This window comes from Spirosoma jeollabukense, from assembly GCF_054777855.1.
In genome coordinates this window covers 192029-216962 of the sequence record NZ_BAAHAD010000012.1, presented here as the reverse complement: position 1 = coordinate 216962, position 24934 = coordinate 192029, and the positions used below count along the sequence as shown (strand labels likewise).

At 47.9% G+C, this 24934-nt stretch carries 31 protein-coding genes; 21 read left to right on the top strand and 10 right to left on the bottom strand.

The window, feature by feature from the left end:
* Positions 1–192 precede the first annotated feature (192 nt).
* Positions 193–657 (bottom strand): MarR family transcriptional regulator, encoded by a 465-nt coding sequence (locus ACYVEA_RS29480; protein WP_461073672.1) that lies wholly within the window; start codon positions 655–657, stop codon positions 193–195.
* A 571-nt stretch (positions 658–1228) separates the two neighbouring features.
* Between ACYVEA_RS29480 and ACYVEA_RS29475 the strand changes: the two genes are divergently transcribed.
* Positions 1229–1423 (top strand): ester cyclase, encoded by a 195-nt coding sequence (locus tag ACYVEA_RS29475; RefSeq protein WP_461073751.1) that lies wholly within the window; start codon positions 1229–1231, stop codon positions 1421–1423.
* Positions 1424–1573: 150 nt separating this feature from the next.
* Here ACYVEA_RS29475 and ACYVEA_RS29470 read toward each other — a convergent pair whose 3' ends face one another.
* The 3 genes from ACYVEA_RS29470 to ACYVEA_RS29460 all read right to left on the bottom strand — a co-directional run bounded on the left by ACYVEA_RS29470 (position 1574) and on the right by ACYVEA_RS29460 (position 3724).
* Positions 1574–2188, bottom strand: a complete 615-nt coding sequence (locus ACYVEA_RS29470; protein ID WP_461073671.1) for a TMEM175 family protein — start codon at positions 2186–2188, stop codon at positions 1574–1576.
* 79 nt (positions 2189–2267) lie between these two features.
* Positions 2268–3041 carry a DUF481 domain-containing protein gene (locus ACYVEA_RS29465; protein ID WP_461073670.1) on the bottom strand — a complete coding sequence of 258 codons (774 nt, stop codon included), beginning with the start codon at positions 3039–3041 and terminating at the stop codon, positions 2268–2270.
* 68 nt (positions 3042–3109) lie between these two features.
* The gene (locus tag ACYVEA_RS29460) at positions 3110–3724 is read right to left on the bottom strand and encodes an NADPH-dependent F420 reductase (RefSeq protein WP_461073669.1); all 615 of its coding nucleotides are present in this window, start codon (positions 3722–3724) and stop codon (positions 3110–3112) included.
* On the opposite strand from ACYVEA_RS29460, the gene ACYVEA_RS29455 reads away from it, so the two are divergent.
* On the top strand, positions 3723–3926 hold the full coding sequence (locus ACYVEA_RS29455) for a hypothetical protein (RefSeq protein WP_461073668.1): 204 nt from the start codon (positions 3723–3725) through the stop codon (positions 3924–3926). The two genes, ACYVEA_RS29460 and ACYVEA_RS29455, sit on opposite strands and share 2 nt — an antisense overlap.
* Here the strand turns inward: ACYVEA_RS29455 and ACYVEA_RS29450 are convergent.
* Positions 3904–4674, bottom strand: a complete 771-nt coding sequence (locus ACYVEA_RS29450; RefSeq protein WP_461073667.1) for a type 1 glutamine amidotransferase domain-containing protein — start codon at positions 4672–4674, stop codon at positions 3904–3906. The two genes, ACYVEA_RS29455 and ACYVEA_RS29450, sit on opposite strands and share 23 nt — an antisense overlap.
* Before the next feature lie 125 nt (positions 4675–4799).
* On the opposite strand from ACYVEA_RS29450, the gene ACYVEA_RS29445 reads away from it, so the two are divergent.
* From ACYVEA_RS29445 to ACYVEA_RS29390, 12 genes are all read left to right on the top strand, one after another.
* A complete protein-coding gene (locus ACYVEA_RS29445; RefSeq protein WP_461073666.1) occupies positions 4800–5150 on the top strand; it encodes a winged helix-turn-helix transcriptional regulator in 351 nt (116 codons plus the stop codon).
* 530 nt (positions 5151–5680) lie between these two features.
* Entirely contained in the window at positions 5681–6292 is a 612-nt protein-coding gene (locus ACYVEA_RS29440) for a TetR/AcrR family transcriptional regulator (RefSeq protein ID WP_461073665.1), read from the top strand.
* Between the two features lie 51 nt (positions 6293–6343).
* On the top strand, positions 6344–7621 hold the full coding sequence (locus tag ACYVEA_RS29435) for a TolC family protein (protein ID WP_461116959.1): 1278 nt from the start codon (positions 6344–6346) through the stop codon (positions 7619–7621).
* A 3-nt stretch (positions 7622–7624) separates the two neighbouring features.
* Positions 7625–8566: an HlyD family secretion protein gene (locus ACYVEA_RS29430; protein WP_461073663.1), complete on the top strand. Its 942-nt coding sequence runs from the start codon at positions 7625–7627 to the stop codon at positions 8564–8566.
* Between the two features lie 11 nt (positions 8567–8577).
* A complete protein-coding gene (locus ACYVEA_RS29425) occupies positions 8578–9486 on the top strand; it encodes an ABC transporter ATP-binding protein (RefSeq protein WP_461116958.1) in 909 nt (302 codons plus the stop codon).
* The gene (locus ACYVEA_RS29420; RefSeq protein ID WP_461073661.1) at positions 9479–10213 is read left to right on the top strand and encodes an ABC transporter ATP-binding protein; all 735 of its coding nucleotides are present in this window, start codon (positions 9479–9481) and stop codon (positions 10211–10213) included. The genes ACYVEA_RS29425 and ACYVEA_RS29420 overlap by 8 nt, the downstream gene beginning before the upstream one ends.
* A gap of 29 nt (positions 10214–10242) precedes the next feature.
* On the top strand, positions 10243–11352 hold the full coding sequence (locus tag ACYVEA_RS29415) for an ABC transporter permease (protein WP_461073660.1): 1110 nt from the start codon (positions 10243–10245) through the stop codon (positions 11350–11352).
* 57 nt (positions 11353–11409) lie between these two features.
* On the top strand, positions 11410–12525 hold the full coding sequence (locus tag ACYVEA_RS29410) for an ABC transporter permease (RefSeq protein ID WP_461073659.1): 1116 nt from the start codon (positions 11410–11412) through the stop codon (positions 12523–12525).
* 535 nt (positions 12526–13060) lie between these two features.
* Positions 13061–13429 carry a hypothetical protein gene (locus ACYVEA_RS29405; protein WP_461073658.1) on the top strand — a complete coding sequence of 123 codons (369 nt, stop codon included), beginning with the start codon at positions 13061–13063 and terminating at the stop codon, positions 13427–13429.
* Between the two features lie 164 nt (positions 13430–13593).
* Positions 13594–14280, top strand: coding sequence for a hypothetical protein (locus tag ACYVEA_RS29400; RefSeq protein ID WP_461116957.1), 687 nt, complete (start codon positions 13594–13596; stop codon positions 14278–14280).
* A gap of 547 nt (positions 14281–14827) precedes the next feature.
* Positions 14828–15910 carry a three-Cys-motif partner protein TcmP gene (locus ACYVEA_RS29395; protein ID WP_461116956.1) on the top strand — a complete coding sequence of 361 codons (1083 nt, stop codon included), beginning with the start codon at positions 14828–14830 and terminating at the stop codon, positions 15908–15910.
* A gap of 64 nt (positions 15911–15974) precedes the next feature.
* Positions 15975–16688, top strand: a complete 714-nt coding sequence (locus ACYVEA_RS29390; protein ID WP_461116955.1) for a DUF5131 family protein — start codon at positions 15975–15977, stop codon at positions 16686–16688.
* A 166-nt stretch (positions 16689–16854) separates the two neighbouring features.
* On the opposite strand, the gene ACYVEA_RS29385 is transcribed toward ACYVEA_RS29390, so the two are convergent.
* Entirely contained in the window at positions 16855–17052 is a 198-nt protein-coding gene (locus tag ACYVEA_RS29385; protein ID WP_461073654.1) for a hypothetical protein, read from the bottom strand.
* A 141-nt stretch (positions 17053–17193) separates the two neighbouring features.
* Here ACYVEA_RS29385 and ACYVEA_RS29380 point away from each other — a divergent pair, with 141 nt between their 5' ends.
* Positions 17194–17673, top strand: a complete 480-nt coding sequence (locus tag ACYVEA_RS29380; RefSeq protein ID WP_461116954.1) for a hypothetical protein — start codon at positions 17194–17196, stop codon at positions 17671–17673.
* An 83-nt stretch (positions 17674–17756) separates the two neighbouring features.
* On the opposite strand, the gene ACYVEA_RS29375 is transcribed toward ACYVEA_RS29380, so the two are convergent.
* Entirely contained in the window at positions 17757–19025 is a 1269-nt protein-coding gene (locus ACYVEA_RS29375; RefSeq protein WP_461073652.1) for a Y-family DNA polymerase, read from the bottom strand.
* An 11-nt stretch (positions 19026–19036) separates the two neighbouring features.
* Entirely contained in the window at positions 19037–19516 is a 480-nt protein-coding gene (locus ACYVEA_RS29370) for a LexA family protein (RefSeq protein ID WP_461073651.1), read from the bottom strand.
* Between the two features lie 109 nt (positions 19517–19625).
* On the opposite strand from ACYVEA_RS29370, the gene ACYVEA_RS29365 reads away from it, so the two are divergent.
* The gene (locus ACYVEA_RS29365; RefSeq protein WP_461116953.1) at positions 19626–19886 is read left to right on the top strand and encodes a hypothetical protein; all 261 of its coding nucleotides are present in this window, start codon (positions 19626–19628) and stop codon (positions 19884–19886) included.
* A 75-nt stretch (positions 19887–19961) separates the two neighbouring features.
* Here ACYVEA_RS29365 and ACYVEA_RS29360 read toward each other — a convergent pair whose 3' ends face one another.
* Positions 19962–20111 (bottom strand): hypothetical protein, encoded by a 150-nt coding sequence (locus ACYVEA_RS29360; protein WP_461116952.1) that lies wholly within the window; start codon positions 20109–20111, stop codon positions 19962–19964.
* 137 nt (positions 20112–20248) lie between these two features.
* Here ACYVEA_RS29360 and dinB point away from each other — a divergent pair, with 137 nt between their 5' ends.
* The 5 genes from dinB (at position 20249) to ACYVEA_RS29335 (ending at position 24245) form a co-directional block, all read left to right on the top strand.
* Positions 20249–21334, top strand: coding sequence for a DNA polymerase IV (gene dinB, locus ACYVEA_RS29355; protein ID WP_461116951.1), 1086 nt, complete (start codon positions 20249–20251; stop codon positions 21332–21334).
* A gap of 136 nt (positions 21335–21470) precedes the next feature.
* Positions 21471–22142: a hypothetical protein gene (locus tag ACYVEA_RS29350; protein WP_461116950.1), complete on the top strand. Its 672-nt coding sequence runs from the start codon at positions 21471–21473 to the stop codon at positions 22140–22142.
* A 7-nt stretch (positions 22143–22149) separates the two neighbouring features.
* Positions 22150–22896, top strand: coding sequence for a hypothetical protein (locus ACYVEA_RS29345; RefSeq protein ID WP_461116949.1), 747 nt, complete (start codon positions 22150–22152; stop codon positions 22894–22896).
* 221 nt (positions 22897–23117) lie between these two features.
* A complete protein-coding gene (locus ACYVEA_RS29340) occupies positions 23118–23744 on the top strand; it encodes a PD-(D/E)XK nuclease-like domain-containing protein (RefSeq protein WP_461116948.1) in 627 nt (208 codons plus the stop codon).
* Positions 23745–23804: 60 nt separating this feature from the next.
* The gene (locus ACYVEA_RS29335) at positions 23805–24245 is read left to right on the top strand and encodes a DUF4326 domain-containing protein (RefSeq protein ID WP_461116947.1); all 441 of its coding nucleotides are present in this window, start codon (positions 23805–23807) and stop codon (positions 24243–24245) included.
* 23 nt (positions 24246–24268) lie between these two features.
* Here the strand turns inward: ACYVEA_RS29335 and ACYVEA_RS29330 are convergent, their stop codons facing one another.
* Positions 24269–24733, bottom strand: coding sequence for a hypothetical protein (locus ACYVEA_RS29330; protein WP_461116946.1), 465 nt, complete (start codon positions 24731–24733; stop codon positions 24269–24271).
* Between the last annotated feature and the right edge of the window lie 201 nt (positions 24734–24934).

Below are 24934 nucleotides of genomic sequence, written 5' to 3'. Positions count from 1 at the left end.
CGGTTTAAATAGTCAGGAGTGATCATTTTCATGACTTCTTGGCTTAACAGATCTTGAATTTTTCATTCGTTCATCAGATTAGTGACTTTTCTTTTTTGACCGAATTAACGGTACCAACTCCTATTTTCGCCTTCGTTTGGCTTGGCCACGGTTGGTCTGGAGTTTACTGAAATGGGGAAAGCGATTGCGATTTTAGGGTTCATCGTTCGCTAATTCCACTGTTATTTCTTCCATCACACGGATCGCATCGCTCATGTAAGTCTGAATCACTTTTTTCTCGGCATCGGTCAGGTTCATCACTAAAGTGAAGATTTTATCTTTCAGCCGTTTATAGACGGGGCCTAATTGTTTATCGATCATGGCCCTGTCGGGTACGATAAATACTTTTCGCCGGTCGTTTTGAACGAATTCTCGTTTAACCAGGCCTAGCTTTTCGAAACGGTCGATCATGGTAGTAGTGGCGCCGGTTGTCAGACCAGAACACTTGGCCAACTCACCAGCCGTCATGGGTTGCTCATTCACCAAAATGGTCAGGTACTTATGATCCGTAGCGTTCAATCCTACTCTACGCGCAATGGCTTGGTGCATCGTAATGGTCACATCCGAAAGCTTTTTCCCTAGTTCACTGACGGTTTGGCTCAGCTCATTATCCAGCATGGATTTATCTTTATAAAAAAGTATCTTGACTGTAAAGATAAATAGTTAAAATGAACTATCAAGCATCTGCTCGAAAAAATTAAGGTACACGAAGGAGCGACACAGAAATAATAAGTTTTTTAATAAGTTAATTGAAGACCGTGCAGAGGGATAAATTCACCGGCTGACTTAGCCGAAAAGACAGCCGGTGCTAAAATTCTGATCAGCGTTCAGACATGGATACGTATCGTTTTTTCTTATAAAGCAGTCCATTAACTGGCAATAATTGGGTGGGTAATGGATTGCGGTTGACTCTGGGACCTACTCAAATACTCAATGAAGTTTCAGTCACGACCTTATATACATTTTTAGATCATCCGCTCCTGAACCGTAGTTTATCAGGTGAGGTAACCTTACCCAAAAGCCCCACTAGGTAAGTAACGATCAGCTAGCTCCTCTCAAATAATGCGAGGAAACGCTCATAAATAGGTTCCCGTCTTAGACGACGAAGTGTTCATGTATTCGCTCATTAATTCGGGGGTTAATCTGTCGATTTTTTTTAATAACTCTTAACTACTATTCGTAGCCTACGATTAAGGATATTCTGGTCGAGGGCGACAACGTGATGGTGCGGAATGTCTGGCGCGGCACCAATGACCGAACCGGCCAGCGACTCCTGTTCAATGACTTCGTTCTCTGGCGGCTGGCCGACGGCAAAATCGCCGAGCGCTGGGCTACACTAACGGCTCCGTGGTGCAATAAGCTAAAGGCTTCGAATCCGGAATAGAAGTTCGAGGCCTTTAGCTTATTGCACCGATCAATTTCCTGCCTATTACCGGCAGAGCACCCTACAAACCAGCCCCCAATTAGATTTTTAGCACGTTGAAGGCCTGGTTCCGCTCCTGTGTCCCACCCCCCCCGGAGCCGATGATGCCCCTTAGTGGGTTGAAGGGACTTGGCTTGTGTTGAAAAAAATGAAATAAAATGGGATAAGAGTATAAATAGCCAGCGCCAGCCACGGACTAATAAACCCAAAAACTGCACCCGTACTGTAAAGCAGCGGTCCGAAAAGCAGCGACTGCCGGGTTACCTGTTTAAAGGCAGCCCGATTGATGCTACCTTGCAGAACATCGGCCTTGCGTTGCGCCTGCCAGCGAATGCTCGTGAAGGTAGCCGACATGAGAGCCATCACGACTCCGAATACAAGGATCGAAACCGGATTATGGAGATAATCGCCCAGCAGCGCCGTTGGAAACGGGATGAACGAACACCAAAGCAGGAGCAGCGCGTTAAGCCAGAAAATCCCCTGTGTGATGTTGGCGATCTGGTTGAAAAGCCGGTGGTGATTTACCCAGATGACGCACACCATCAAGAAACTAATGATCCAACTGACCAGCTTCGGCACCAACGCATACAGGGCCGCGCTCAGTTCGCTCACGGACTCGGGCTGGTGGATAGGCGGCACCTTGATTTCCAGCACCAGGAGGGTGACGATAATGGCAAAAACGCCATCGCTGAAGGCCTCGACCCGCACTTTTGTGAAGTACATCATAATCAGATTTTACGGGGGGAATCAATAGGTTCGGACTGGCTCAGCTACCCGGATCAACCAGACACCATCATCGGACTTCTCATCGGCCGTGCCTTTTTCGGAACGTATAGGACAAGCCAACGGTCAGAATTTTATCGTCGGGCTGAATTTTCGCAATCACCACATGTTCATGCGTATAAGTATAAAGTGCGTTGAAAGCCAGCCCCCGCCAGCTGGGGAAATCAACACCAATGTCGTACTGCCACCGGTAATTGTGGGCATCTGAAAAAGCGGGCTGGTAGTAGGCATCGTAATAGAGCCGCAGGTGGTTATCGAGCCAATAATGCCAGCCGCCCAGCCAGGTTGTACCGCGCCAGAGACCAATGGTTGGCGAGCCGTCGTAGCGCGTTTCGGAATAGGTGCTGGCCGCGAAGCGGGTGTTTTCATACACGGCTCCGGCCGACAGTTTCACTACGTGCCGGGGCGTGTTGACGAGTTGCCGTGTGGCGCCAGCTCCCGCAAAAAAACGCAGGTCGATTTTTCGGCGGTAGTTGGTCGAGATGTAGGCGATGGCAAACGGATAAAGCCGTCGTTCGGGCTGGTAATAGAGAAAATTCCGGCTGAAAAGGTCCCTATCGGCTTTGACTGAATAGAATGATTGATACAGACTGGAATTCTGCGACTTGACTACCCACGATAGAACCGGCGAGGCCACGACATCCAGCTTACTGCGCACGGTAATCACCTCCACATTGCCCTGCTGGAAATTACCCGTCAGCGACGCGCGTATCTGAAGTCGGGCCGTATCGCTCTCATTCAGTTGGGCCAGCGCGGGCGTGACCAGGAGACAGAAAAGAAAGACTAGTCTGGTCATACAGTAAAGCTATTGAACCGAATACCTCGTCGGGTTGACTCCCAAGCCTCTCCTGGCCACGAGATGAATTACCGGTTTACAATCTTGAGGGCTACATTTCGACCGAGTCCTGTGCCAAAAGCCAGCGCCATCCACACGAAGGCCAATTGCTCCACCATCCCAATTTTGGTGTCATCGCCGAGGTCGTAGCATTCGGCAAAGCCCAGTTCGCGGGCCAGCCCTCGGACCGTCTCTTTGGCTTTGTGGCTGTTTCCGGCCATAAACAGATCAATCCCTTCGCCGTTGTAGCTGGGGCTGCCAAGGTTCTCGAAACCCGTTGTGTTAAAGCACTTGACCACATCAGCACTGTCCGTAATGGCTTTCAGCGCGGCTACGGCATTGGGATAGTCGGGCGTTCCGATCGGGCCATTGGTGGCATCGACAAGGTATTTCCCGTTGGCTGATCCAATCTGCCGGGCAACCTCGACCACTGCTTTGGCCGGTGTACAGACGATTAATAAATCAGCCGCCTGCGCTGCCTCCGCTATGGCATGCGCGGTGATGGATGGATACGTTGCCAACCGTGCGTCGGCCTTAACGCTGTTGGGGTTTCGGACACCCAAAAAAATTTGATGACCTTTTTTGGCAAAGCCTTCGGCCAGGGTACGGCCGATGTTCCCGGCTCCAATAATGGCAATATTCATGGGCCTTATCGAGTTTATGATGCGCCTGTTCCTAGTGGCCGGCCCGGCGAAGGGATACCAGCCGGTTGGTTCTTTGTTGGGTTGTGATGGCTTCAAAAAGGAAATGGACGTGGAGCAGGCAGAAGCAATCAGCTCACTTTTGCCTGCTCCTGCGTCAGCACCGAGTTTTGAGGAACCGGTTATTCGCCCAATGCGGCAATAATTACCCTGGCGGTTTCGGCGCCGGAGAAGTTCTGCTGGCCGGTAATCAGGTTGCCATCCCGAATGGCGAACCCGCGCCATAGACCTGCCTGCACGTAGTTGGCTCCGAGTTTTTTGAGTTCATCCTCAATCCGCCAGGGCATCACGTGCTTGTCGCGGGGAAGCGAACCAGACTCCCAAACGGCGTTGTCGGCAAAGTCTTCCTCGACGTTGGCAAAGCCCGTAACGGTCTTCCCCTTCGCCAGATACTCGCCGTTCGATAGTTTGGCATAGCGTAGAATCGCGGTGCCGTGGCACAAAGCCGAGGTCACTTTCCCCGCTTCATAAAACGCCACGAACTTGTTTTGCAGCTCAGTTGCCATGTCAAAGGTGAACATGGGAGCCTGTCCGCCCGCTACGACCAGCGCATCGAAATCATCCACATTCAGGTCGGGGACTGGCCTGGTGTTATCGACCAGCGCGCGCAAGTGTTCGGTATGAATGAAGCCCTGCGAGATCAAATCGGACGATGAATACCCGCTGGGGTCGCTGGGGTCGCTCATGGCATCCCCTTCGCATTTACCCCCGTTGGGACTGAAAATCTCGACCTGGTAGCCTTTTTCCGAGAACTCGAAGTAAGGGTGAGCCAGCTCACTCCACCAGAAGCCGACCGGCCAGCCGGTAGTCGTGGATAGGGCCGGGTTAGCCACGACGATAGCGACGCGTTTGGGGCGTTCAGGATTGACAAGATTGGGATCTTTTAAACTCATGGCCTGAAGTAGTTATGGTAAGCCTGAGCAAATATAGCGGGCGGTATATACCTTTGTAAAGGTATGTACACCGAAGTATGATACTCTCCTTTTAGAGAGTGTCTGTAAATCAGTTACTTATAATTATGCCTGACTTTCTTCACGACGGTAAGTTGTACTATAACCCGGTTGAGTTTGCCATGAACTTCATCGGAGGGACCTGGAAAATGCCCATTTTGTGGCGGCTGAACAAGCAGGTGATGCGGTATAGCGAACTAAAGAAATACCTGCCTCACATCAGCCACAAAATGCTGACGACCCAGCTCCGGGAACTTGAGAAGCATGGTTTTATTACCCGCAAAGTATACCCGGTCGTGCCTCCTCATGTGGAATACCGTATCACCGACAAGGGTCGGCTGGTGATTCCGGTGATTGAAACGATCCGGCAGTTTGGCCGTACGTTGATGAAAGAAGCCGGGATTCAGGAGGCGAAATAGAGCATCAGGTAATGGTACAGATTCAACATGTCAAGGCATATGCGACGGATGGTGTTGGACGGCTATTAAAAAATCACCGTCTCACAATTCGCTCTTACTTGAGACGAAAGAGTCTTCATAAATATGCTTCAAAAAATGGGCCATTTAAAAAGCGACAATACCTCAAACACAAACCCATTTTTGGCGTAGGACGAAATAGTTACCCCATCGCCATTGCAGTCGTGAGTCAATGCCCGTATGCACCCGTCTTCCAAGAACATGTATTCGTTGCTGATTGCCAGGCTTTAAGAGAAAAATCGTTCTTGGATAAAAATCGCTCCTAGAAATCTGCACAATTTCAGCAACGACTGTGTTCGACCCAGGTATACTATTCTAATAACATTTATAAGTATTTTTCTGGCCATTTAGGTTTAGGTCATATGAACACCCAAATTACTCCCCCTAAGTCGATTGTCTTCTCACAAAAAATAAAAACTAAACACTTGTTTAATTGCCTGTTTATCTTTTACCTTTGTTCCGTCGATTGAGCTATGGCAGAGGAAGAACAGGACGCGCAACTGAAAATAAAAAATGCCGCCCGGAAAGTATTTCTGGAGCAGGGGTATGAAGGGGCTAAAATTCGTCAGATTGCCGACGAAGCGGGCGTCAATCTGGCTATGGTCAATTATTATTTTCGTAGCAAAGATCTGTTGTTCAAAAGCATATATCTGGATACATTCCGGGAATTTATGAGTCGGATGGTGTTGATGCTCAATGAAGAAACACCGCTGGAGGTAAAAATCTGGAAAATCGTTGATCGATACACCGATTTTATACTTGAAAACCCCCTGTTACCCATGTTTGTCATCACCGAACAGCGGCAGGGTGGTAGTTCTTTCTTTAAAGAGATGAACGTCAAAGGTATTATTGAAAATTCGTACTTCCGTAAGCAGTTACTGGAAGAAGCTCAGAAGGGTCATATCCGTTCCATAGATCCTTTACAGGTCATTGTGACGATTTTGAGCAGTATCGTTTTTCCAGTCATCGCCCAACCGATCATTTCGTATGTAGGGAGTCTCGATGAGACCAATTTCCGGCAGTTTATCGAGAGCCGGAAGCAGATTGTTCCCGAGATGATCATGAGCTACCTGCGACAATTTTAAATTTTTTTACCCATTAATTAAACAACCGTTTAGAACAGATGTTTGGAATCTATGAAAACGTATCTAACAAGCGCCATCTGGCTGGTTTGGTCGCCACTGCTGGCACAGTCGGGTAGCCCGATGGCGGAGGTAAGACTGGAGCAATGTTACACAGCCGCCCGTAGCGCTTACCCACTTTTGAAACAGCAGGGTATCCTGCAACAAACGGGCGATCTGGCCATTGCCTCACTGGCCACCAATCGGCGGTTGCCCCAATTGTCCATCAACGGGCAGGCGTCGTGGCAGTCGGAAGTAACAACGATCCCTATCGAGTTGCCCAATGTGTCGGTGCCGGTACTAAGTAAAGACCAGTATAAACTGACGCTCGATGCCAGCTACGCACTTTATGACGGGAAGCTGACCCGCCTGCAAACCGATTTGCAACGGGCCACCACTGCCACGGCTCAGCAACAGGTAAAGGTGGAATTACGTCGGCTGAACGATCAGGTGAACGCTTTCTTTTTATCAGCCCTGCTCACCGACGAACAACTGCGCCTGACTCAGGTCCTGTTGGCCGAGCTTCGCAACCGCATCGATAAACTAACCGCCAGCGTGCGCTTTGGTACGGTTGCCCAGATGAATGTCGACGCTTTACTGGCCGAACGACTTCGTTCTGAACAACGCCTGGCCGATCTTAACGCCACCCGTCGCGGGCTTCGCGAGTCCCTGCGCTTGCTGACCGATCTGCCGATCTCCGATAGTACCCGACTGCTACTTGATTCGCAGCCTTCAGATCTGTCGGATATACCACTGAACAGACCCGAATTTCAATTGTATAAAAGTCAACATTCGCTCTACGAAGCGCAACGTCTTCTGGTCGACAACCGCCTGAAACCTCGCCTAAACCTGTTTGCTCAGGGCGGTGCCGGCCGGCCGGCCCTGAACTTCCTGAACAATGACCTGCGGGGCTTTTTTATAGGTGGCCTGCGGCTGAACTGGAATCTGTCGGCCGCCTATACCATCCGTAACGAACGACAGATATTGGCACTTAACCAGCAATCGGTAGCCGTTCAGCAGGAAACGTTCACCAAAAATCTGTCCGTACAACTCCGGCAGCAACAAACCGAGATCGAGCGGCTCCGGGATCAGCTTGGGCAGGATGCCGAGATCGTGGCTCTCCGCACCCGAGTGCGGCAAGCGGCTGCCGTACAACTCGACAATGGCGTACTGGCCGCCCGCGATTATACCACCGAATTGACAAACGAAAACCAGGCATTACTGAACCAGAAACTGCATGAGCTTCAACTCATGCAGGCTATCATTCACTATCGAACCTTAACCGGAAACTGATCCATGAAAACAGCGCAACTCCCTCTGCTTTGTAGCCTCCTTGTGCTACTATTGGCTTGCCAGAACGACGACGATACCGCCGATGCTTATGGCAACTTTGAGGCTGTCGAAACCACCGTATCCGCCCAGGCAACCGGCGCACTGCAAACGTTTACTGCTCAGGAAGGTCAGAAACTTCGGGCGGGTCAGGTGATTGGTCAGATTGACATCAAACAACTGAAACTCCGCAAAGCACAGTTGCTGGCTAGTGAACGGGCAGTTCGGAGCCGGACCCCCAATGTGTCGGCTCAGTTGTCGGCTTATGAACAGCAAATTGCCGTTCAGCAACAGCAGTTAAAAACCCTTCAGCGCGAGAAAGTGCGGGCTCAGAATCTGATTGCTGCCGGAGCTGCCCCTACCCGGCAACTTGATGACATTGTGGCTCAGATGGAGGTCATTGACCGCCAGATTGCCCTGATTCGGCAACAGCGGGCCGCTCAGGCGTCGGCATTGGGGACGCAGCGGGGCGGAACCCTGGCCGAAACCGCCCCCTTATCCGAACAGGTAAAACAAATTGACGATCAGATTCAGAAATCATCCATTGTGAACCCGGTGGGCGGGACCATCACGGTCAAGTATGCCGAACCGGGCGAGGTGGTCAGTTATGGGAAACCGCTTTATAAAGTAGCTGCCTTATCCGACATCACGCTACGGGCTTATGTGGGGGGTGACCAGTTGGTCAGTGTGAAGCCAGGCCAGAAAGTCAGCGTCTTTGTCGACGCGCCCAATGGCAAACTCAAACGATATGATGGCACAGTGACCTGGATTTCCAGCAAGGCTGAATTTACACCCAAGGTCATTCAGACCAAAGATGAACGGGTGAATCTGGTGTATGCTCTTAAAGTACGGGTTAGCAATGACGGCGCGTTGAAAATCGGAATGCCGGGCGAAGTGCGATTCCAGTAACCGATACAACTATGGACGCTATCCGCATCAACCATATATCGAAAGCGTACGGGACCACCCAGGCGGTGCAGGACGTTTCGTTCAATGTCAGGCCGGGCGAGTTATTTGGCCTCATCGGACCGGACGGAGCCGGGAAGACGACATTATTTAAAATTCTGGTCACCCTGCTACGACCAGATCAGGGTCAGGCTACGGTAGCCGGGCGCGATGTATTGCAGGCATTCCGGTCATTGAGGCTGCATATTGGCTATATGCCGGGCCGGTTTTCGCTGTACCCGGACCTAAGCGTAGAGGAAAATCTAAGCTTTTTTGCCACCGTTTTCGGCACCAGCATCGCCACAAACTACGATCTTATCAAAGATATTTATAGTCAGCTGGAGCCCTTTAAAGACCGTCGTGCCGGTGCCCTGTCGGGGGGTATGAAACAGAAACTGGCCTTATGTTGTGCCCTGATTCATAAGCCGGAGGTCTTGTTTCTCGACGAGCCAACCACGGGTGTTGATGCGGTGTCGAGGAAGGAGTTTTGGGATATGCTCCAATTATTGAAACAACGGGGGCTAACCATTCTGGTATCCACGCCCTACATGGACGAAGCGGGCCAGTGCGACCGCATCGCGCTCATGCAAACAGGCCGGATTCTGGCAGTCGATACCCCCGCTGGGGTAGCCCGGCTCTTTGCCAAACCGCTCTTTGCCGTGCGGGCTACCGATACATTCCGGTTGATCCAGGACCTGCGGCAAGCCCCCTTTACGGAGACCTGCTACGCGTTTGGCGAATTTCTGCATCTGACCACCCACGAGCAAACCAAACCAGAAGATATTCACCACTACCTCGACCAGCACCGACATGAACAAGTGGTTGTCAAACCGATTCAGGCGGGTATAGAAGATAGTTTTATGGCCCTTATGCAACATGAATAACGCCGTCGTAACCAACAGGCTTACCAAAAAATTTGGTGACTTTATTGCCACCAACCAAATCACTTTCGAGGTGGCTCAGGGTGAAATCTTCGGATTCCTGGGGGCCAACGGAGCCGGAAAAACAACGGCTATGCGGATGCTTTGCGGCCTGCTGACGCCAACCTCCGGTGAGGCCCGGATTGCGGGCTTCGATGTGTATCGGCAATCGGAACAGATCAAGCAGGTGATTGGCTACATGAGTCAGAAATTTTCCCTCTATGAAGACCTGACCGTGCGCGAGAACATCCGCTTTTACGGGGGGGTCTACGGTTTGAATCGTGCCGACCTACGCGCCAAGTCGGACAGGATTATTCAGCAGCTGAATCTGGGAAGTGTGGCCGATTCGCTCGTGGTATCGCTGCCTTTAGGCTGGAAACAGCGACTGGCCTTTTCGGTGGCGTTGATTCATAACCCAAAAGTGATCTTTCTGGACGAGCCAACGGGAGGTGTCGACCCTATTACCCGCCGACAGTTCTGGGACATGATCTATGAAGCGGCTCACGGCGGCACGACCATTTTCGTGACCACCCATTATATGGACGAGGCCGAGTACTGCAACCGCGTGTCGATCATGGTGGATGGTCAAATAAAGGCCCTGGACACACCTACTGAGTTGAAACGCTCGTTTGGTGTAGACTCCATGGATGGCGTCTTTCAAATTCTGGCACGTGGTACATCAACGAAATAACTTATTGGCTTTTACCACTCCTTACGCCCATGAACCGCTTCCTTGCTTTCGTCAAAAAGGAATTCTTCCACATCCTGCGCGACCAACGGACCCTGCTAATTCTGTTCGGGATGCCGCTGGCGATGGTGCTTCTGTTTGGCTTTGCGCTGACCAATGAGATCAAAAACGCCAATATTGCCGTGCTGGACTTCGATCATGGTCAGCATAGTCGGCAAATCACCGATCGGTTACTATCGTCGGGCTATTTTCAACTGATGAAAAACCTGAGCCGCTTTCAGGATATTGAAGCGACGTTTCGGCAGGGAAAGGTGAAGCTGGTTGTTGTTTTTCCGGCCAGTTTTACCAACGACTATGCGCATGGCCGGAAGGCGCAGGTGCAGCTACTGGCCGATGCCTCGGAGCAGAACACCGCTATTAGCCTGACGAATTACGCAACCAGTATTATTCAGGGATACCAGAACGAGCAAAACCCCGTTGGGGCGGTCCAGCCGTTGCAAATTAACGTAGCCCCGCGTATGGTGTTCAACCCCGAACTGAAAGGGGCCTTCGTGTTCGTTCCGGGCGTTATGGCGTTGGTGCTGCTGTTGGTTTCGGCGTTGATGACCTCGGTGACCATCGCCCGCGAGAAAGAGACCGGCACTATGGAAGTTCTCATGGTATCGCCCCTGTCACAGCTTCAGATTCTGTTCGGTAAAGTGCTGCCCTATCTGCTGCTGTCGTTCATAAACGGCTGCGTTATCATTGCACTTGGTGTTTTTCTGCTTGGTATTCCACTGCATGGCAGTCTGCTGTTGCTGCTGAGCGAAACGCTTTTATTTATTTTTCTGGCGCTTTCTCTGGGATTGCTCATTTCAACCCTCGCCGATACGCAACTTGTGGCCATGTTCGTCTCCTTATTGTTGATGCTGATGCCAACCATTTTTTTATCGGGTTTTATTTTCCCCATCGAAAGCATGCCCCCCTTTCTTCAACTCGTGTCGAACATCATTCCGGCTACTTACTTCATTGCCATTGTCAAAGGCATCATGATCAAAGGCGTTGGCCTGACCGACCTCTGGCAGCCGACGCTGATTCTGCTAGGCATGGCCACCGTGCTGATGGCGGTGAGTCTTCGGAATTTAAAACCACGACTGGACTAGTTGAGCAACGGAATTCGCTACCAATGACCGTGTTCTGACAACCAAGCACTAAACCATATGAATCGCACCCTGTATATGATCGAGAAGGAGTTCAAACAGCTTTTCCGCAACGCCGTATTGCTCCGGATGATGCTGGCAGCTCCAGTTCTGCAGTTGATTCTATTAGCCTATGCAGCCAATTTCGAGGTAAAAAACCTCCGCATTGCCATCGTAGACCAGGACCATACGACCTATGCCCAGCGGCTGGTGAGCAAGTTTCGATACATCGATAACTTCCAGTTTCAGGGATACCTGCCAGCGTATAAATCGGCCTACCGTGCCTTACTTGGGGGACAGGCTGACCTGGTTCTGGTCATTCCACCGTATTTTGAGCGTGATCTGGGCAAGGAAGGGCAGTCGTCCGTACAATTGCTGGTGAGTGCCATCGACGGCACCAAAGCGGGTATTGGCTCGGGCTATGCGCAGGCCATCATCCGGGATTTCAACCAGGCGATTCGTCTGGAAACGGGGGTGATTTCAGGCGACCAGACTGCTCAGTTGGCCATTGAAAATCAATACTGGTATAACCCTCGTCTGGAATACAAGACGTTTATGGTGCCGGGGATTTTATTTGAGTTGATGTTGCTGATCGGGGGCATGATTGCGGCTCTCAACATCGTTCGGGAAAAAGAAATCGGCACCCAGGAGCAGTTAAATGTAACACCCATCAAAAAGCATGAATTTATTTTGGGAAAACTGACGCCCTTCGTTATCATCGGTATGGTACAGTTTACACTAGGTCTGGGCGTGGGGGTGTTCCTGTTTCATGTACCTGTAGCCGGAAGCCTGCTGCTCCTCTACGGATTTGCCTTTCTCTTTTTACTGCTTTGCGTAGGGCTTGGTCTGCTGATTTCGGCCATTTCAGAAACGCAGCAGCAGGCCATGTTCGCCGTGTTTTTCTGTCTGGTGCTGTTCATCCTGCTGAGTGGCCTGTTTTCGTCCACAGACGATATGCCCCAGTGGGCGCAGTATGTCAACCTGTTCAACCCACTCCGATACATCATTGAAGTTGGCCGCAATGTCATGCTGAAAGGCAGCACTCTGCGGGATATGCAAACGCAGTTTCTGGCGTTACTGCTCATGGCCATTTCCCTGATCGGGCTGGCGTCCTGGCGGTACCGAAAAACAATGTAAATGAGCAATTCGTCATTGCGGACGATTTTTTCTGTTGTTTCTGTTTGGTTCAACAAGTCCATGTTAAACTCGTATCTGTTTCACCGGTAAGATCCAACAACTTCATTGATATAGATTCTGGTTGAACGGATACTGGCGTTCTTAACGAAAAAGAGGCATGTCCTACCGTACAGTAAGGAAGTTAAACCAAATGGAATACGGGTAAACTATATACCCAGGAGAGCACCAGAATGGTATACAGTTTACCACTTTGAGTTAGAAGCGTATACTCTGCGGGTCTGCATGATTGGCAAGCGGTTGTGTTGTTTTGGGAGCGAGTTGAACACCTCATCCGTTACTGTATGATTTGTTGTGGATGTATGCCGACAGTGCGTTTGGTGGTCCTTTTAACGAACAGTTGGACACTATTTATGAAATGTGCGTGGTAACCTTTTTGATTCCTATTACAACTCAGCCCATTGAAAAAAACTAGTTATTCATCAGCGTCGATGGATTGTGACACATACCTTAACTTTTAAAACTCATCTTGTAGTCTATGGAAAAAGATCTGCTACTAAACCAGTTACTCATAGATTACAATCAATGGGTAACGAGCTTAACGGCTTCGGTTAGGCAAATGGAAGACGATCTGATGCAATTAAGGCGACTGAAGCAGCAGAATCCTGATATGGAACAATTATTCGATTTTCTAATTGAATGTACCGCCGGACGGCAAGCTTTCATGAGTTATCTCTGCCAACTGTGCTTAAAACGCATAGAATCCTTAGCTGCCGAGAAAGACCCGACTTTAGTAGCCATTCTCTGGGGAGCACACCCGTCTTTAAGACAACTAATTGAATCAAACCAAATGGCAGTGCAGGAAATCAGGTTGAACTACGCGGTCCTGTTGACCAATCGAATCTAATTTTGTTAGTACGTATGCGACTAACTAGAGTTGACAGATATTAAAACCTTTGTCTCGTAAAAAGGCTCATTTTTTGCTTCAGTGGAGTATGTGACGAATTTGGTCCCTTTTTTTAGATCCACTCCGCAGACTTATTTTCGCGTCAATAATCATCACACCAATCGATGAGTAGCATTCATTATTTTCAACGGTACTCCCAGCCTGAGAACGTTGCCACCAACAACACGCTCCTTTTATTTTCGAGACTCTACCAGTTAGCGCCTTACAAGTTCACCCAGTTTTTAAATGAGCTTTTGAACGATGCCGATTTACAGACCGGAATTTCATTTACGCAACAGGTCGCCGGAAAAGGTTCTATACCGGACGGAGTTATGGCTCAAGAAAGTTTCAAGATTATCATTGAAACAAAGCTCCACGACAAATTTTCGGTTAACCAGCTTACGGCTCATTTATCGAGTTTTAACAACGAGCAAAAACAGATTTTACTAGCCTTAGGCCCTCGTAATTTAGCCGAGAAGCAACGCATAGAGGTTGAACGCGTAATAACTGAAAGTCACCACGCAAGCGTAAAGTTGATAAGTACAACCTTTCAAGCCATTGTTGACGCGATCAGAAGTGTGTTAGCCGAGTACGATTTTGAGTTACATGATCTGATTAATGACTATGAAGGCTACTGCGTACAATCAAATCTTCTGGATGCATCCCACAGCTTACTAAGAATTGTTCCCTGCGGCTGGTCCTTAAAGTTGAACGTTAAATACAACGTCTATTTCGCTCCCTCTAACCGTGGTTATAGCAAACATAGTTACGTAGGCCTATACGCAAATCTAAATTCGGTCAAAGGGATGTAATACGTCGGACGATTAATCAATACCATTCAGGCCAACCTAGTTTCAAACTCCCTGTTAGAGATCATAAGCGCGACTGAACCGCCAACCGAGTTACAGCTACAGATGATTACTGATTGTATGAATGAAAGCCTGCAAGAGCAAAAAGTATCCATATCGACTGGACATACGTTTTTTTGCATCGAGCAATTCTTTAAGACCGAGTATTTGAAAAAATCAAAATACGGAATGCAAGGTACCCGGATTGTCAATTTGAAAAGCCTTCTGGGTGGTATCCCCTCGGGAGCTATTGAGATAGCCAGTAAATTGAATGGACATACCTGGGAAGAAACCCAATAACGGTGGGCACCAGATTACGAAACGCACATACGCAAACGCCTCGCAGGTTCAAGTCACACTCTCTCAGCAATTTGGTCTCAGACTCTGTATTGTTAATTTTCTTGATCTGGCTTCCAAAACGCAAGTAATAGGGCTGTGGAAGACAAAAGAGAATAAGAGTAGATTATCAGTCTTTAAGGTATTTTAAACTATACACACCTAAATATTCTACATGCCCAATCCAGACAAAGTTGTGTGGGAATGCGCCCCACACACGATTGCAAAACACAAAATACTTGAATATTATCTTGGTGCATGGTTTCCTATACTAGCCAGATACAACGGGAAAATCATTTATGTTGATGGCTTTTCGGGGCCAGGCGAATACATAGGTGGAGAAAAGGGTTCACCCCTAATCGCCTTGGAGGTTGCCGCAGCTCAACAAAAGCATTTAGTTCATTCACAGGTAGGCTTTGAGTTTATAGAGCAGGATGAACAACGAGCCAAGAATTTAGAATCTGCTATTGCTACCCTTGACCTGCCAGAAAACTTTACCATAGACGTAGCGCGTGCAAATTTTCAGGACGTTATCAATAGTCGATTAGATAGTTTAGATAAATCGGGAACGAAGAATGCGCCAATATTTGCTTTCATTGATCCTTTTGGCTTTTCGGGTGTACCCTATTCTCTGTTAAAGAGATTGCTAACTTATGAAAAAACAGAAGTATTTGTCTATTTCGCTAGAAACTCAATAAATCGTTTTGTCGAAGTTGCAAAAGTTGAGCAACACATGAAGGATTTATTTGGCTTAGAAAAAATAGAAGTTCCTGCTGGCGTAAACCGCTTAGACTTCTTAAAAGGTTTGTACGAAAGTCAGTTAAAAGAAATAGCAAAATATGTAGGATCTTTTTCTATGATTAATGCGAAAGGGGTCCCCATTTATGATTTGTTTTTCGCCAGCAACAATCTTACTGGCTACGTAAAGATGAAGGAGGCCATGTGGAAAGTTGATGAAACCGGGGGATTTAAATTTGACTACAGGGATGATCCTAGTCAGGCTATACTATTTCCCGTTAATCCACTTGATTCACTGGTTAAGCTGATAAAAGAAAAAGGTAAAGGAGGTAAAGACCTCAATATTGATAGGATTGAAAGATATGTTGAATCGAATACTATCTACCTGGCTAGTCATATGAAAAGAGCCTTACGTCAATTAGAAGAAATGAAAGTTATATCCGTTCAAAAAATAAAGGCAGATGGCAATCCAAGGAGAGGGAAATTTTTCGCACCAGGGACAATAATTGATTTTAACTAACCAGTTAATTATTTGATTATAAGTATATTATCACTATATTGATAGGCGAATTAACACTCTATACATGGCACAATCTAGCATTGAATGGACGGAAATGACCTGGAATCCGACAACCGGATGCGACAAGCTGTCGGCTGGCTGTAAGTTCTGTTATGCCGAAGTTATGACCAAACGATTGCAGGCCATGCGACTGGAAAAGTATTCGGAAGGCTTTAAAATTATACGAACGCATGACTCAGAACTCATAAAGCCGTTTGAATGGAAAAAGCCAAAGGTTGTTTTTGTCAATTCGATGAGCGACCTGTTTCATAAAAACGTACCTCTGCCATTTATACAAAAAGTTTTCGATACCATGAATCGCTGTCCTCAGCATACGTTCCAGGTTTTAACTAAACGTGCTGAACTATTAGAGGCTTATTCTGCAGAACTAACTTGGTCCGAAAATATTTGGATGGGGGTATCAGTCGAAGATAGCCGCGTAATAGATCGTATTGATCATTTACGGCAATCAGGAGCTAAAACAAAGTTTTTATCCTTAGAACCATTGCTTGGACCACTGCCAAACTTAAATCTAACTGGAATTGACTGGGTAATCGTCGGTGGGGAATCCGGTCGAAATCCAAGACCAATGCACGAAAGCTGGGTTGAAGAAATCCGTTTGCAGTGCGAACAGCAAGGCGTCGCCTTCTTTTTTAAACAGTGGGGTGGACGAAATAAAAAGGAATCTGGACGACTCTTAAACGGACGTACATACGATGAAATGCCAGTAATGGCTTAACGGCATCGCATCAGTACTGAACAAATAACTATACCAAAGATTTTTAACAGCCCTTGTTTTAACGACAAGGGCTGTCTCGTTAATAAAGGCCGCTGTCTTGCATAAACGATGATGGCAACGCCAAACCCTGCCCGCAGCTGAGTTGCTTAACATTGTTGAAACAAGTTTACAAAGGAGACGTTAAGCCTGACTGTTGTTCCTGTTTAACTTCATCAATCAGCCCGTCAAGCCGACCCGCATTAATATCGGTTACAATCTGATCATCCCATCGACTGAAGTCATGTTCGGTTAACCAGGTAGATAACTGGTTATATTCCTCCGCGGATAAAGCGGCAATAGCCTGTTGGATTTGCTCTACTGTCATAGCTCATCTAGTAAAGTATCGTTGCGTACAATATTACAATACTATGGCCGAAAAAAAAATAATTATCGTTCCCTAACCGTATGTAGACAGAATGATTTTATTTCAGGCTTCCATTGGCCTAAGGCCATCCAGTAGAGCCTCATGATACCGACCACGTACGCCCACACCGTTCACACGCCTAAAGACTTTAAACTAGCCCAAGGTAATTCACCTGGAAACGGGCCAGCTGGTATTGCCGGGTATATATCGCGAACCGGCAAACTGGTATTACCCAAAAAATCCGTCGAGCAATTAACGTTAAATGTCAACCTGCTGAGCGTGCGAATGAAAGTTGGGGTCGACGTTGAAGAGGGACAAAAAATTGATATGCTTTACCTGGTTCCCGCAGGAAGTTCGATAGCTGACTCGTTTACGGTGATACAGGCGGCAAAGGGATACACAATTGAACTGGGTAAGCTCTTATTGGAAGAAGGAATTATGTACAAAACCGTTAAGTATACCTTTACCATCGAACCATTCTTGCTTGAAGATGGGATGAGTGGGTATCAATTACGGTTACACGAACCAATTCCTAAGTTGTTCTATATCTGGAGCGCATTTAAAGATTTACAGCGTCAATAACTAAAATTCAGCAAAGCATTCTCTTTTCAATTGAAAAGAAGAATACGATCATTAAGCAATAGCCAAATAGTAGTCCTCCTACCTTATTTGACAACGAGAATATCCTTCCACCGGGTAGTGTAGCAGGGTGACCGAAAATTTTGCTTCATAAGCCAGGCTGATTCCGTAAAACCCTGGCTGGCCAGCCTGACCCGCCCACGGCCATGCCGATGGTTGATGCGGTCAACGGCTGAATACACCCGCTTCCAGCGCTCATCAGGTTCAACGTCAAAGACGCTAAACTGCCGATGGTCCCAATCCACCAGATCCGTCAGCATAATACCCACTTTTTGAAAATTGTACCCCTCCCGGTAAATGGACTCCAAAGCGGCCAGCCCGTATCGGATCAGTTCAGCATCGCTGCAGCTGTGATGAGGTAACTTGACTGTGCGACTGTTGGAGTACTGCCGGTCATTGGTACGGAAATAATTCGTGTGTAGAAATACGGTAATGTATCCAGCAGCCGATGCCTGTTTTCGCAGTTTAAGGGCCGCTCTGGAGAGATAAGTAGTAACCGCCTCACGAAGCGGCTCCAGGCCGCTCACCGGCGTACCAAAGCTGGGTGCCGTGCAAATAGATTTCTTTCGAGCGGGTTCAATCTCCAGTGCTTTACAAGGCTGGCCCCGCAGTTCATACACCAGTCGAAGCCCGGTAACCGTCAGAAACTGCCTGATCCAGTCATCCGGTAAATTACGCAGCTGAGCTGCAGTCTGGATACCATTCTCTAAAAGCAACCGTTCGTAGCGATCCCCAATGCCCCATAAGTCTCCTATGCCAAACTCATCCAATGCCTCACTGATCTTGGCGGGGGTATCCAGCACGCATATCCCCTTATGTTCAGGCTTTTTTTTGGCAAACCACGTGGCTACCTTGCAAAGTGTTTTAGTGGGCGCAATGCCGATATTTATGGGTATGCGGCTACTGCGGTGCGTCGTGGACCGGATCGTCTGCGCAAGCTCCCGTAAGTCGGGATAAATCGTCTCATAACCCGCCAGATCGAAGAAGCCCTCATCAATGGAATATACTTCCACGCGTTCGATGAAGCGGCCAACGATGGCAAAAATTCGTCTCGACATATCCCCGTACAACGGGTACGTACTTGAGAAAACGTGGATACCCTGCTGACGAACCAACTCCTTAATCTTGAAAAAAGGAGTTCCCCGGGTAATCCCTAATTGTTTGGCAATCCCATTTTGCGCCACTACGTTACCATCGTTGTTGGATAAAACAATAACGGGCTGTTTGCGGAGCGCGTGCTGGAACGAAATGTGACAACTGGCGTAAAACGATAAGGCATCAAAATGAGCGTACATACTCGAAAAGGTTAGGGCAGTATTGATGGTTTAAAAAACACCCAGGTAACGGCTCCAAACACAAAGGAGTCCTCCCCTGGGTCCCCCGGGTGCATATAAATTGGGTCGTAGCTTGGGTTATCTGCTTTCAGGAGCAACATCTCCCCGACCCGCTTCATGCGCCTGACAACGTATCCGTCATTGACAAACGCCACAATCACCTGGCCATCGACAGGCTCCATCAAACAATCAACCACCAGAATATCCCCGTCATCAATCCTGGAATTGAGTCGGGCACGCGGATTGACCATACTGTTTCCTTCCACTCGGACAAAATAAGTATCGTCGGGATGAACGATACACAACTCATTCAGGTCCAGGACATTTTCCAAATAATCGGTCGCCGGCGAGGGAAACCCACAGTGGACGCGTGAGAGAAACAACGGTATCCTCAACCGACTTTTTATACCAGCCTTTCTAATTGTAAAACGGGTTCGGACCCTTGTTTTCATAGGCGTCTAATACAAGTAAAATATAATTTCAGGGGCTATTATATTATTAGTATATTATAAATCCTAATATTTTCAAGTTTTTACGTAAATTAGAACTCAAAACTTGGTTATGACCCTCTATCCGTTCAACCTGCTTTCCCATGAAAAGCAGCTGGCAAGTGCCTTCCAAAACGGCACTTTTTTAGTGACCAGACGAGTCGGCATATCGTATTTATGCCTCTATGCTCTGGAAACTTTCTACGTTGAGATCCGCTATAGTCAGGATCTCAATCAGATCACAGCCTGCCGGTCATTCCAAAGCAGCATTGCTTTAGAGCCCTATCTTGAGCAAATCAATTTGGATGTCTACCCGATAGCAACTAATTCATAATCACCGTATCCGCCGGGCGGGGGGCTGGTTACGGCCGTTTGTCGATAAAGTGTTCAATGACCAAAAAGAAATTGCTCAACCCTGATCAGCCCGAACTGGATCGGCAACTACGGGAATTCGAGGCCGCTTTGTACCGGATGACCGGGCGTTGGTATCGGCCGGCTGAACAGGTAGTAACGGCTCAGACCAGGCCATTACGCGAACCTGTTCGCCTACGAGAGTCATCTCTACAATCATGAACCATGGGTTAAATACGTTCATTCATAGGGCCATGATCTGCTGGTAATGTCCAAAATTTTGGACATTACCAGCAGATCAGTAAACGATAGATTTTCTAAGTAAACGACACCTGGTATTCATTCATGGCGCAGGAACAGGCCCAATTTCGAAAAATTATCCACGTCGATATGGACGCCTTTTACGCATCCGTTGAGCAGCGCGACAATCCTGACTTACGCGGAAAGCCTGTGGCCGTTGGCGGCTCCCGTCAGCGGGGTGTTGTCGCGGCAGCCAGCTATGAGGCCCGAACCTATGGCGTACGTTCGGCAATGGCCTCGTCGATCGCGATCCGGAAATGCCCTGACCTACTATTTGTTAAGCCTCGATTTGAGGTGTATAAAGCGGTATCGGCTCAGATTCGGAACGTGTTTGCTCAGTATACCGATTTGATTGAACCGCTCTCGCTCGATGAAGCTTACCTGGATGTAACGGCTAGCCTACCCGATGGGTGCACGGCGACACAATTGGCGCAAACCATCAAGGAGCAGATTAGAGCGCAAACCCAGTTAACGGCATCAGCGGGGGTTTCCTATAATAAGTTCTTAGCTAAATTAGCCTCGGACTATCGGAAACCGGATGGACTATTTGTCATCAAACCACATCAGGGCCTGGCGTTCGTCGAAAAACTACGGGTGGGTCAGTTTCATGGTATCGGCCGCGTAATGGCCGACAAAATGAATCAACTGGGCATCTTTACCGGGATGGATCTACGGGCGCAGAGTGAAGGATTCTTAAACGAGCATTTTGGCAAAGCAGGGGCTTACTTTTACTCAATAGCCCGCGCTGTTGATCAGCGGCCGGTTACGCCCAACCGGGAACGGAAGTCAATGGGCGCTGAAACAACGTTTGAGCAGGATTTGACCGATTATGCAGCTATAGCGGATCAGTTAAGCCCGCTGCTCATACGAGTGTGGGCTTATTGTGAACGCACGGGTATGTTAGGCAGAACGGTCACGTTAAAAGTTAAGTACGCGGATTTTCAACAGATTACCCGAAGTCGGACAGTGCTCACGGCCGTCACTAATTTAGCCCAGCTTCAACAATTGAGTATGGACTTGCTATCGGGAATCCAGGACCTAACAAAAGGGGTACGACTGGTAGGCATCAGTCTGTCCAGCTTTCAAACGAATCAGGCCTTACCCAGCGGTCAATTAAAGTTAGATTTGTAGCACTACATTTCGTTACAGATGCAACAGGAATTTACCAGAACAAAAAAGCCAAGTAAGGGAGAAGGGATCGTTGCGGCAAAGGTTACGATCGTCGATTCACAGAGCAATACGGTAGGTCGGTAAACGAGTCGTTAAAATGAAACAAACATCACTACTACAGGAAGTTGAAGATATAATCAGCCAGATCTGGCTAACCATTGATCAGTGGATGAATACGGGCGAGAAGCTGATATCCTCGGAAAAGTCAGTCGTTTTTAATTTTGCCTGGCTGTTGCAGAAGACCTGCCAGGACCGTATCGAACTAATTGACTTTGAGACAAATCTGTTTCATGATTTCTCAGATGGCCAATTTTTAGACTTGTTCATTCTATATCGTCACGGAGATCAATCAATCCGGGTAGGGATTGAATTTAAGTATCCCAATGAAAAGAAAAGCAAGTCTGGTCAAACTCAGGTAAGGGCCAAAATTGTTAATGATCTGAAGAGATTAACCTGGCTGGTAACTAACGGAGGTATTGATATAGGTTGCTTTTTATGTGTCACCAACGAAAAGAACTACGTTAACCAAGGCAAGTATAAAAAGAATACCGATTTTCTAACCCATCATGGGCAGACCTACACCAAAGGTAGCTTTCTGCCAGCTAATGATCTGTATAAAGAACCCGTCAGGGCCATAACAGATATTACTTTCAGCTGGAACCACATCCAGAGAGTACAGAAGAAATATGAAATCGCCGGGGCCGTTTATTCCTTTCTAGAGCCCATATTTATACGAAACAACGAACTTGAATTAGCCGCCACTTTCTGACTTATTAATGAGTCCATCGGTTCACGTCGATTCCTTTATTCGCTTTTTTGCGGACCATCTTGTTAAACTTGAGAGCCATTATAACTGGCCTGTTCGTTTAAAAACGAAGGAAGCCTTACCTGATTTTCCCTGGCATGAATGGGAAATGCAGTCAGGTAGTGCCAGCGAATGCATTGCGCTAAAGAAGTATTTAACCCAGACCTGGAACACCAGTAATGAAGTCGACAAAAAAGCATTAGCGCGGTGGATCGTCGCCGACTGGGGCGGCGTGCGTTCGAACCGGCCAGCAACCTTTGACGCGCATTGGCAACTGATTCAACTTGATGTTAAGCAGATGCCTTTGCAGGGCATAGCCAGCTATTCAAAAATACTGACGCTGAAAGACTGTACGCAGTATGCAATTTATGATGCGCGGGTAGCTGCCTGTTTAAATGCGGTTCAACTGCAGATGAAGCCCGAGCAACCCGTATTTTTCCCGTATATACCTAGCCAGAACCAACACTTTCGTCAGTGGCCGAAAAGAGAAAACTTCGTGAATGTCTTTCCAAGACAGAAATTAGTCGAGGATCGGGGTTGGCTTGAATTAACGAAAGACGAAACGTACGGGACTTATCTTAATCTGCTCCACACGTTGAAAAAATCTTTTCCGGAATGCGAAATTTATCATTTCGAGATGAGCCTGTTCAGTTTATCCACTCGACTCTGTCCCCAACTCGTGACACTAGAACTGACAAAAGAACGCGAATTGAAATGATTTTTTTCGCACAGGTTTAAGTGTAGTGGTATGTCGGGTACAGGTATTTTAGGGACTAACTTCACTAATTCGGCATAGGCCCAATCGCTATTAATAACGGGGTAAAAAACTGTTAAACAAGGGTTTAATTACTTCTCTGTTAAGTCTACTGTCTCATCAACGTAGTGTATCTTGTTGTTGTAAAAAGCTTATCTGGTGGGTATTTACAACGACAGCCGATTATGAATTACCGAGCCATTCCCCGAATTGCTAACTCGGACTTGACCGAGTTTAAAAACAAACTTCTGTTCGGACGTAAGCCGATCCCAATCTTTAGCCAGGCACTGGCATTCGGGACTCTTTTCCATGATCACTTATTACTGACTCCTGAGGTCGAACCCGCTGGTAAGGGGGCTACGGCTATAAAACGGATGCTAGAGGTGATGCGAAACGACACTGATTTTTCTGAACTGCTCAAAAAGGGTATCTGTGAGCAGGCGCACTTTTGGGAGGATGAACGGACAAAACTTCTCTGCAAAGCACGCATTGACTTACGCGCTCCGGTAGAAAGCCTGATCGTTGACGTTAAAACGACATCAGCCACAACCTACACCGATTTTTTAACCGCTTGTCAAACGTACGATTACGACCGCCAGGCCGCTTTCTATCTGGACGGTTGCCAACAGGTCGGACAAGCCGTAACCAGGTACCTGATCTTGGGAGTTCAAAAACAAAAGCCCCATCAATTGTTTAAGCTGGAACACGTAATCGACGATTCATTTATTAATTATGGTCGCCGTAAATACCAGTCATTACTACGGTCTTGGAAACAGCAGCCTTATCAGCCAACATCGTGGCAAATCGAGTAAAAATAGTGGCTGAAGCCAGCAAAATTTCAATTCAAAAAACGCCTAAACAGACAACCGTAAATGCCCATCCGTGTACAGCGTAAACGAACGAAAGGATACCGGTTACCACCAAACACAATCAGTGTCTGCCGGCCCGGCCGGTTTGGTAATCCGTTCCGACTAACTGACGTTTATAAGCTAGCCGAGCGGCAAGGCGCTAAAGCAGGAATCATTGACGCGGAACAAATTCACCAACTAGCCCAGCAGCTGGTCGTTGACCGGTTCGCTCAACTACTGGCTGATCCCAATGGTATACCGAGCGATGAGTCTTTTGTTAGCGAAGCCATTCGCCAGCGGTTTGTTTGGATGCGTGGTAACCTAGGATTACTGAAAGGAAAAAATTTAGCCTGCTTTTGCGCCCTTTTATCGAAAGAAGGGAAGCCTATCCCCTGTCATGCTGATACACTTCTGCTTTATTCGAATGATGAAAGTTTACCTCCCCTTGGACTTGAGTTGGAATGATGCCGTGTCGATTGATGGATGAACTAGCTAAACCAAGGGCCTTTGTCAGTGGGCAGGATATGCCGGCGCATCTGGTAGTAAATGCCTTGCCGACGAGTAAAGGAATGACTTAACAAGTCGATACCTTGCTGACTGGCCATCCGGCTGCGATCCAGCCGACGTAAGGGGAGATTGCCCTGGCCATACAAGGCAATAACTTCACCTGACTCCTCAACCAAATCTTCCCACAAGAAGGTGGCGTAAAACTCGCTTTCGGTTAGGCCATCGATCCACCGCTGCACCTGCTCATGTGAAACCCCACTCTGGAGATACAACTGCCGGATCACATCCTGATCAACCTGAAGCCGATATTGTTGACGGCATACCTGCTGGTGCAACTGCGCCCGACGCTGCTGTTCACGGCGTAACCTACTTAGTAAAATTAAGGCCAGCACCGTAAGGATTGACACCAGTGCAATGAGACCAAGGCAGCAGAAGAAAAGAGTCATGAGCGTAAAATCTGATCAGGATAGATCGACAAAGGCGATTGCCTGATTAAACTAATGAAGAAAAGTTGACTTGTAAAAAAGACGGCGTGAACGCCGGTATAACAGGGGAAAGGGCGGCCCGGAAGACACGTACAGCACATACATTCTGGTCATTGCTCGCCCTGAAGGGTCGTATCTTTAGGAAAGAAGAAACAGGGAACT

Bases quoted from the DNA above. Each gene is read 5' to 3' on its own strand.
- ACYVEA_RS29365 (WP_461116953.1), top strand. From the start codon at position 19,626: ATGACCCTCTATCCGTTCAACCTGCTTTCCCATGAAAAGCAGCTGGCA.
- ACYVEA_RS29480 (WP_461073672.1), bottom strand. From the start codon at position 657: ATGCTGGATAATGAGCTGAGCCAAACCGTCAGTGAACTAGGGAAAAAG.
- ACYVEA_RS29430 (WP_461073663.1), top strand. From the start codon at position 7,625: ATGAAAACAGCGCAACTCCCTCTGCTTTGTAGCCTCCTTGTGCTACTA.
- ACYVEA_RS29455 (WP_461073668.1), top strand. From the start codon at position 3,723: ATGGGCCTTATCGAGTTTATGATGCGCCTGTTCCTAGTGGCCGGCCCG.
- ACYVEA_RS29410 (WP_461073659.1), top strand. From the start codon at position 11,410: ATGAATCGCACCCTGTATATGATCGAGAAGGAGTTCAAACAGCTTTTC.
- ACYVEA_RS29460 (WP_461073669.1), bottom strand. From the start codon at position 3,724: ATGAATATTGCCATTATTGGAGCCGGGAACATCGGCCGTACCCTGGCC.
- dinB (WP_461116951.1), top strand. From the start codon at position 20,249: ATGGCGCAGGAACAGGCCCAATTTCGAAAAATTATCCACGTCGATATG.
- ACYVEA_RS29445 (WP_461073666.1), top strand. From the start codon at position 4,800: ATGCCTGACTTTCTTCACGACGGTAAGTTGTACTATAACCCGGTTGAG.
- ACYVEA_RS29335 (WP_461116947.1), top strand. From the start codon at position 23,805: ATGCCCATCCGTGTACAGCGTAAACGAACGAAAGGATACCGGTTACCA.
- ACYVEA_RS29375 (WP_461073652.1), bottom strand. From the start codon at position 19,025: ATGTACGCTCATTTTGATGCCTTATCGTTTTACGCCAGTTGTCACATT.
- ACYVEA_RS29360 (WP_461116952.1), bottom strand. From the start codon at position 20,111: ATGACTCTCGTAGGCGAACAGGTTCGCGTAATGGCCTGGTCTGAGCCG.
- ACYVEA_RS29440 (WP_461073665.1), top strand. From the start codon at position 5,681: ATGGCAGAGGAAGAACAGGACGCGCAACTGAAAATAAAAAATGCCGCC.
- ACYVEA_RS29340 (WP_461116948.1), top strand. From the start codon at position 23,118: ATGAATTACCGAGCCATTCCCCGAATTGCTAACTCGGACTTGACCGAG.
- ACYVEA_RS29450 (WP_461073667.1), bottom strand. From the start codon at position 4,674: ATGAGTTTAAAAGATCCCAATCTTGTCAATCCTGAACGCCCCAAACGC.
- ACYVEA_RS29390 (WP_461116955.1), top strand. From the start codon at position 15,975: ATGGCACAATCTAGCATTGAATGGACGGAAATGACCTGGAATCCGACA.
- ACYVEA_RS29470 (WP_461073671.1), bottom strand. From the start codon at position 2,188: ATGATGTACTTCACAAAAGTGCGGGTCGAGGCCTTCAGCGATGGCGTT.
- ACYVEA_RS29350 (WP_461116950.1), top strand. From the start codon at position 21,471: ATGAAACAAACATCACTACTACAGGAAGTTGAAGATATAATCAGCCAG.
- ACYVEA_RS29400 (WP_461116957.1), top strand. From the start codon at position 13,594: ATGAGTAGCATTCATTATTTTCAACGGTACTCCCAGCCTGAGAACGTT.
- ACYVEA_RS29395 (WP_461116956.1), top strand. From the start codon at position 14,828: ATGCCCAATCCAGACAAAGTTGTGTGGGAATGCGCCCCACACACGATT.
- ACYVEA_RS29370 (WP_461073651.1), bottom strand. From the start codon at position 19,516: ATGAAAACAAGGGTCCGAACCCGTTTTACAATTAGAAAGGCTGGTATA.
- ACYVEA_RS29405 (WP_461073658.1), top strand. From the start codon at position 13,061: ATGGAAAAAGATCTGCTACTAAACCAGTTACTCATAGATTACAATCAA.
- ACYVEA_RS29435 (WP_461116959.1), top strand. From the start codon at position 6,344: ATGAAAACGTATCTAACAAGCGCCATCTGGCTGGTTTGGTCGCCACTG.
- ACYVEA_RS29415 (WP_461073660.1), top strand. From the start codon at position 10,243: ATGAACCGCTTCCTTGCTTTCGTCAAAAAGGAATTCTTCCACATCCTG.
- ACYVEA_RS29330 (WP_461116946.1), bottom strand. From the start codon at position 24,733: ATGACTCTTTTCTTCTGCTGCCTTGGTCTCATTGCACTGGTGTCAATC.
- ACYVEA_RS29385 (WP_461073654.1), bottom strand. From the start codon at position 17,052: ATGACAGTAGAGCAAATCCAACAGGCTATTGCCGCTTTATCCGCGGAG.
- ACYVEA_RS29465 (WP_461073670.1), bottom strand. From the start codon at position 3,041: ATGACCAGACTAGTCTTTCTTTTCTGTCTCCTGGTCACGCCCGCGCTG.
- ACYVEA_RS29425 (WP_461116958.1), top strand. From the start codon at position 8,578: ATGGACGCTATCCGCATCAACCATATATCGAAAGCGTACGGGACCACC.
- ACYVEA_RS29380 (WP_461116954.1), top strand. From the start codon at position 17,194: ATGATACCGACCACGTACGCCCACACCGTTCACACGCCTAAAGACTTT.
- ACYVEA_RS29420 (WP_461073661.1), top strand. From the start codon at position 9,479: ATGAATAACGCCGTCGTAACCAACAGGCTTACCAAAAAATTTGGTGAC.
- ACYVEA_RS29345 (WP_461116949.1), top strand. From the start codon at position 22,150: ATGAGTCCATCGGTTCACGTCGATTCCTTTATTCGCTTTTTTGCGGAC.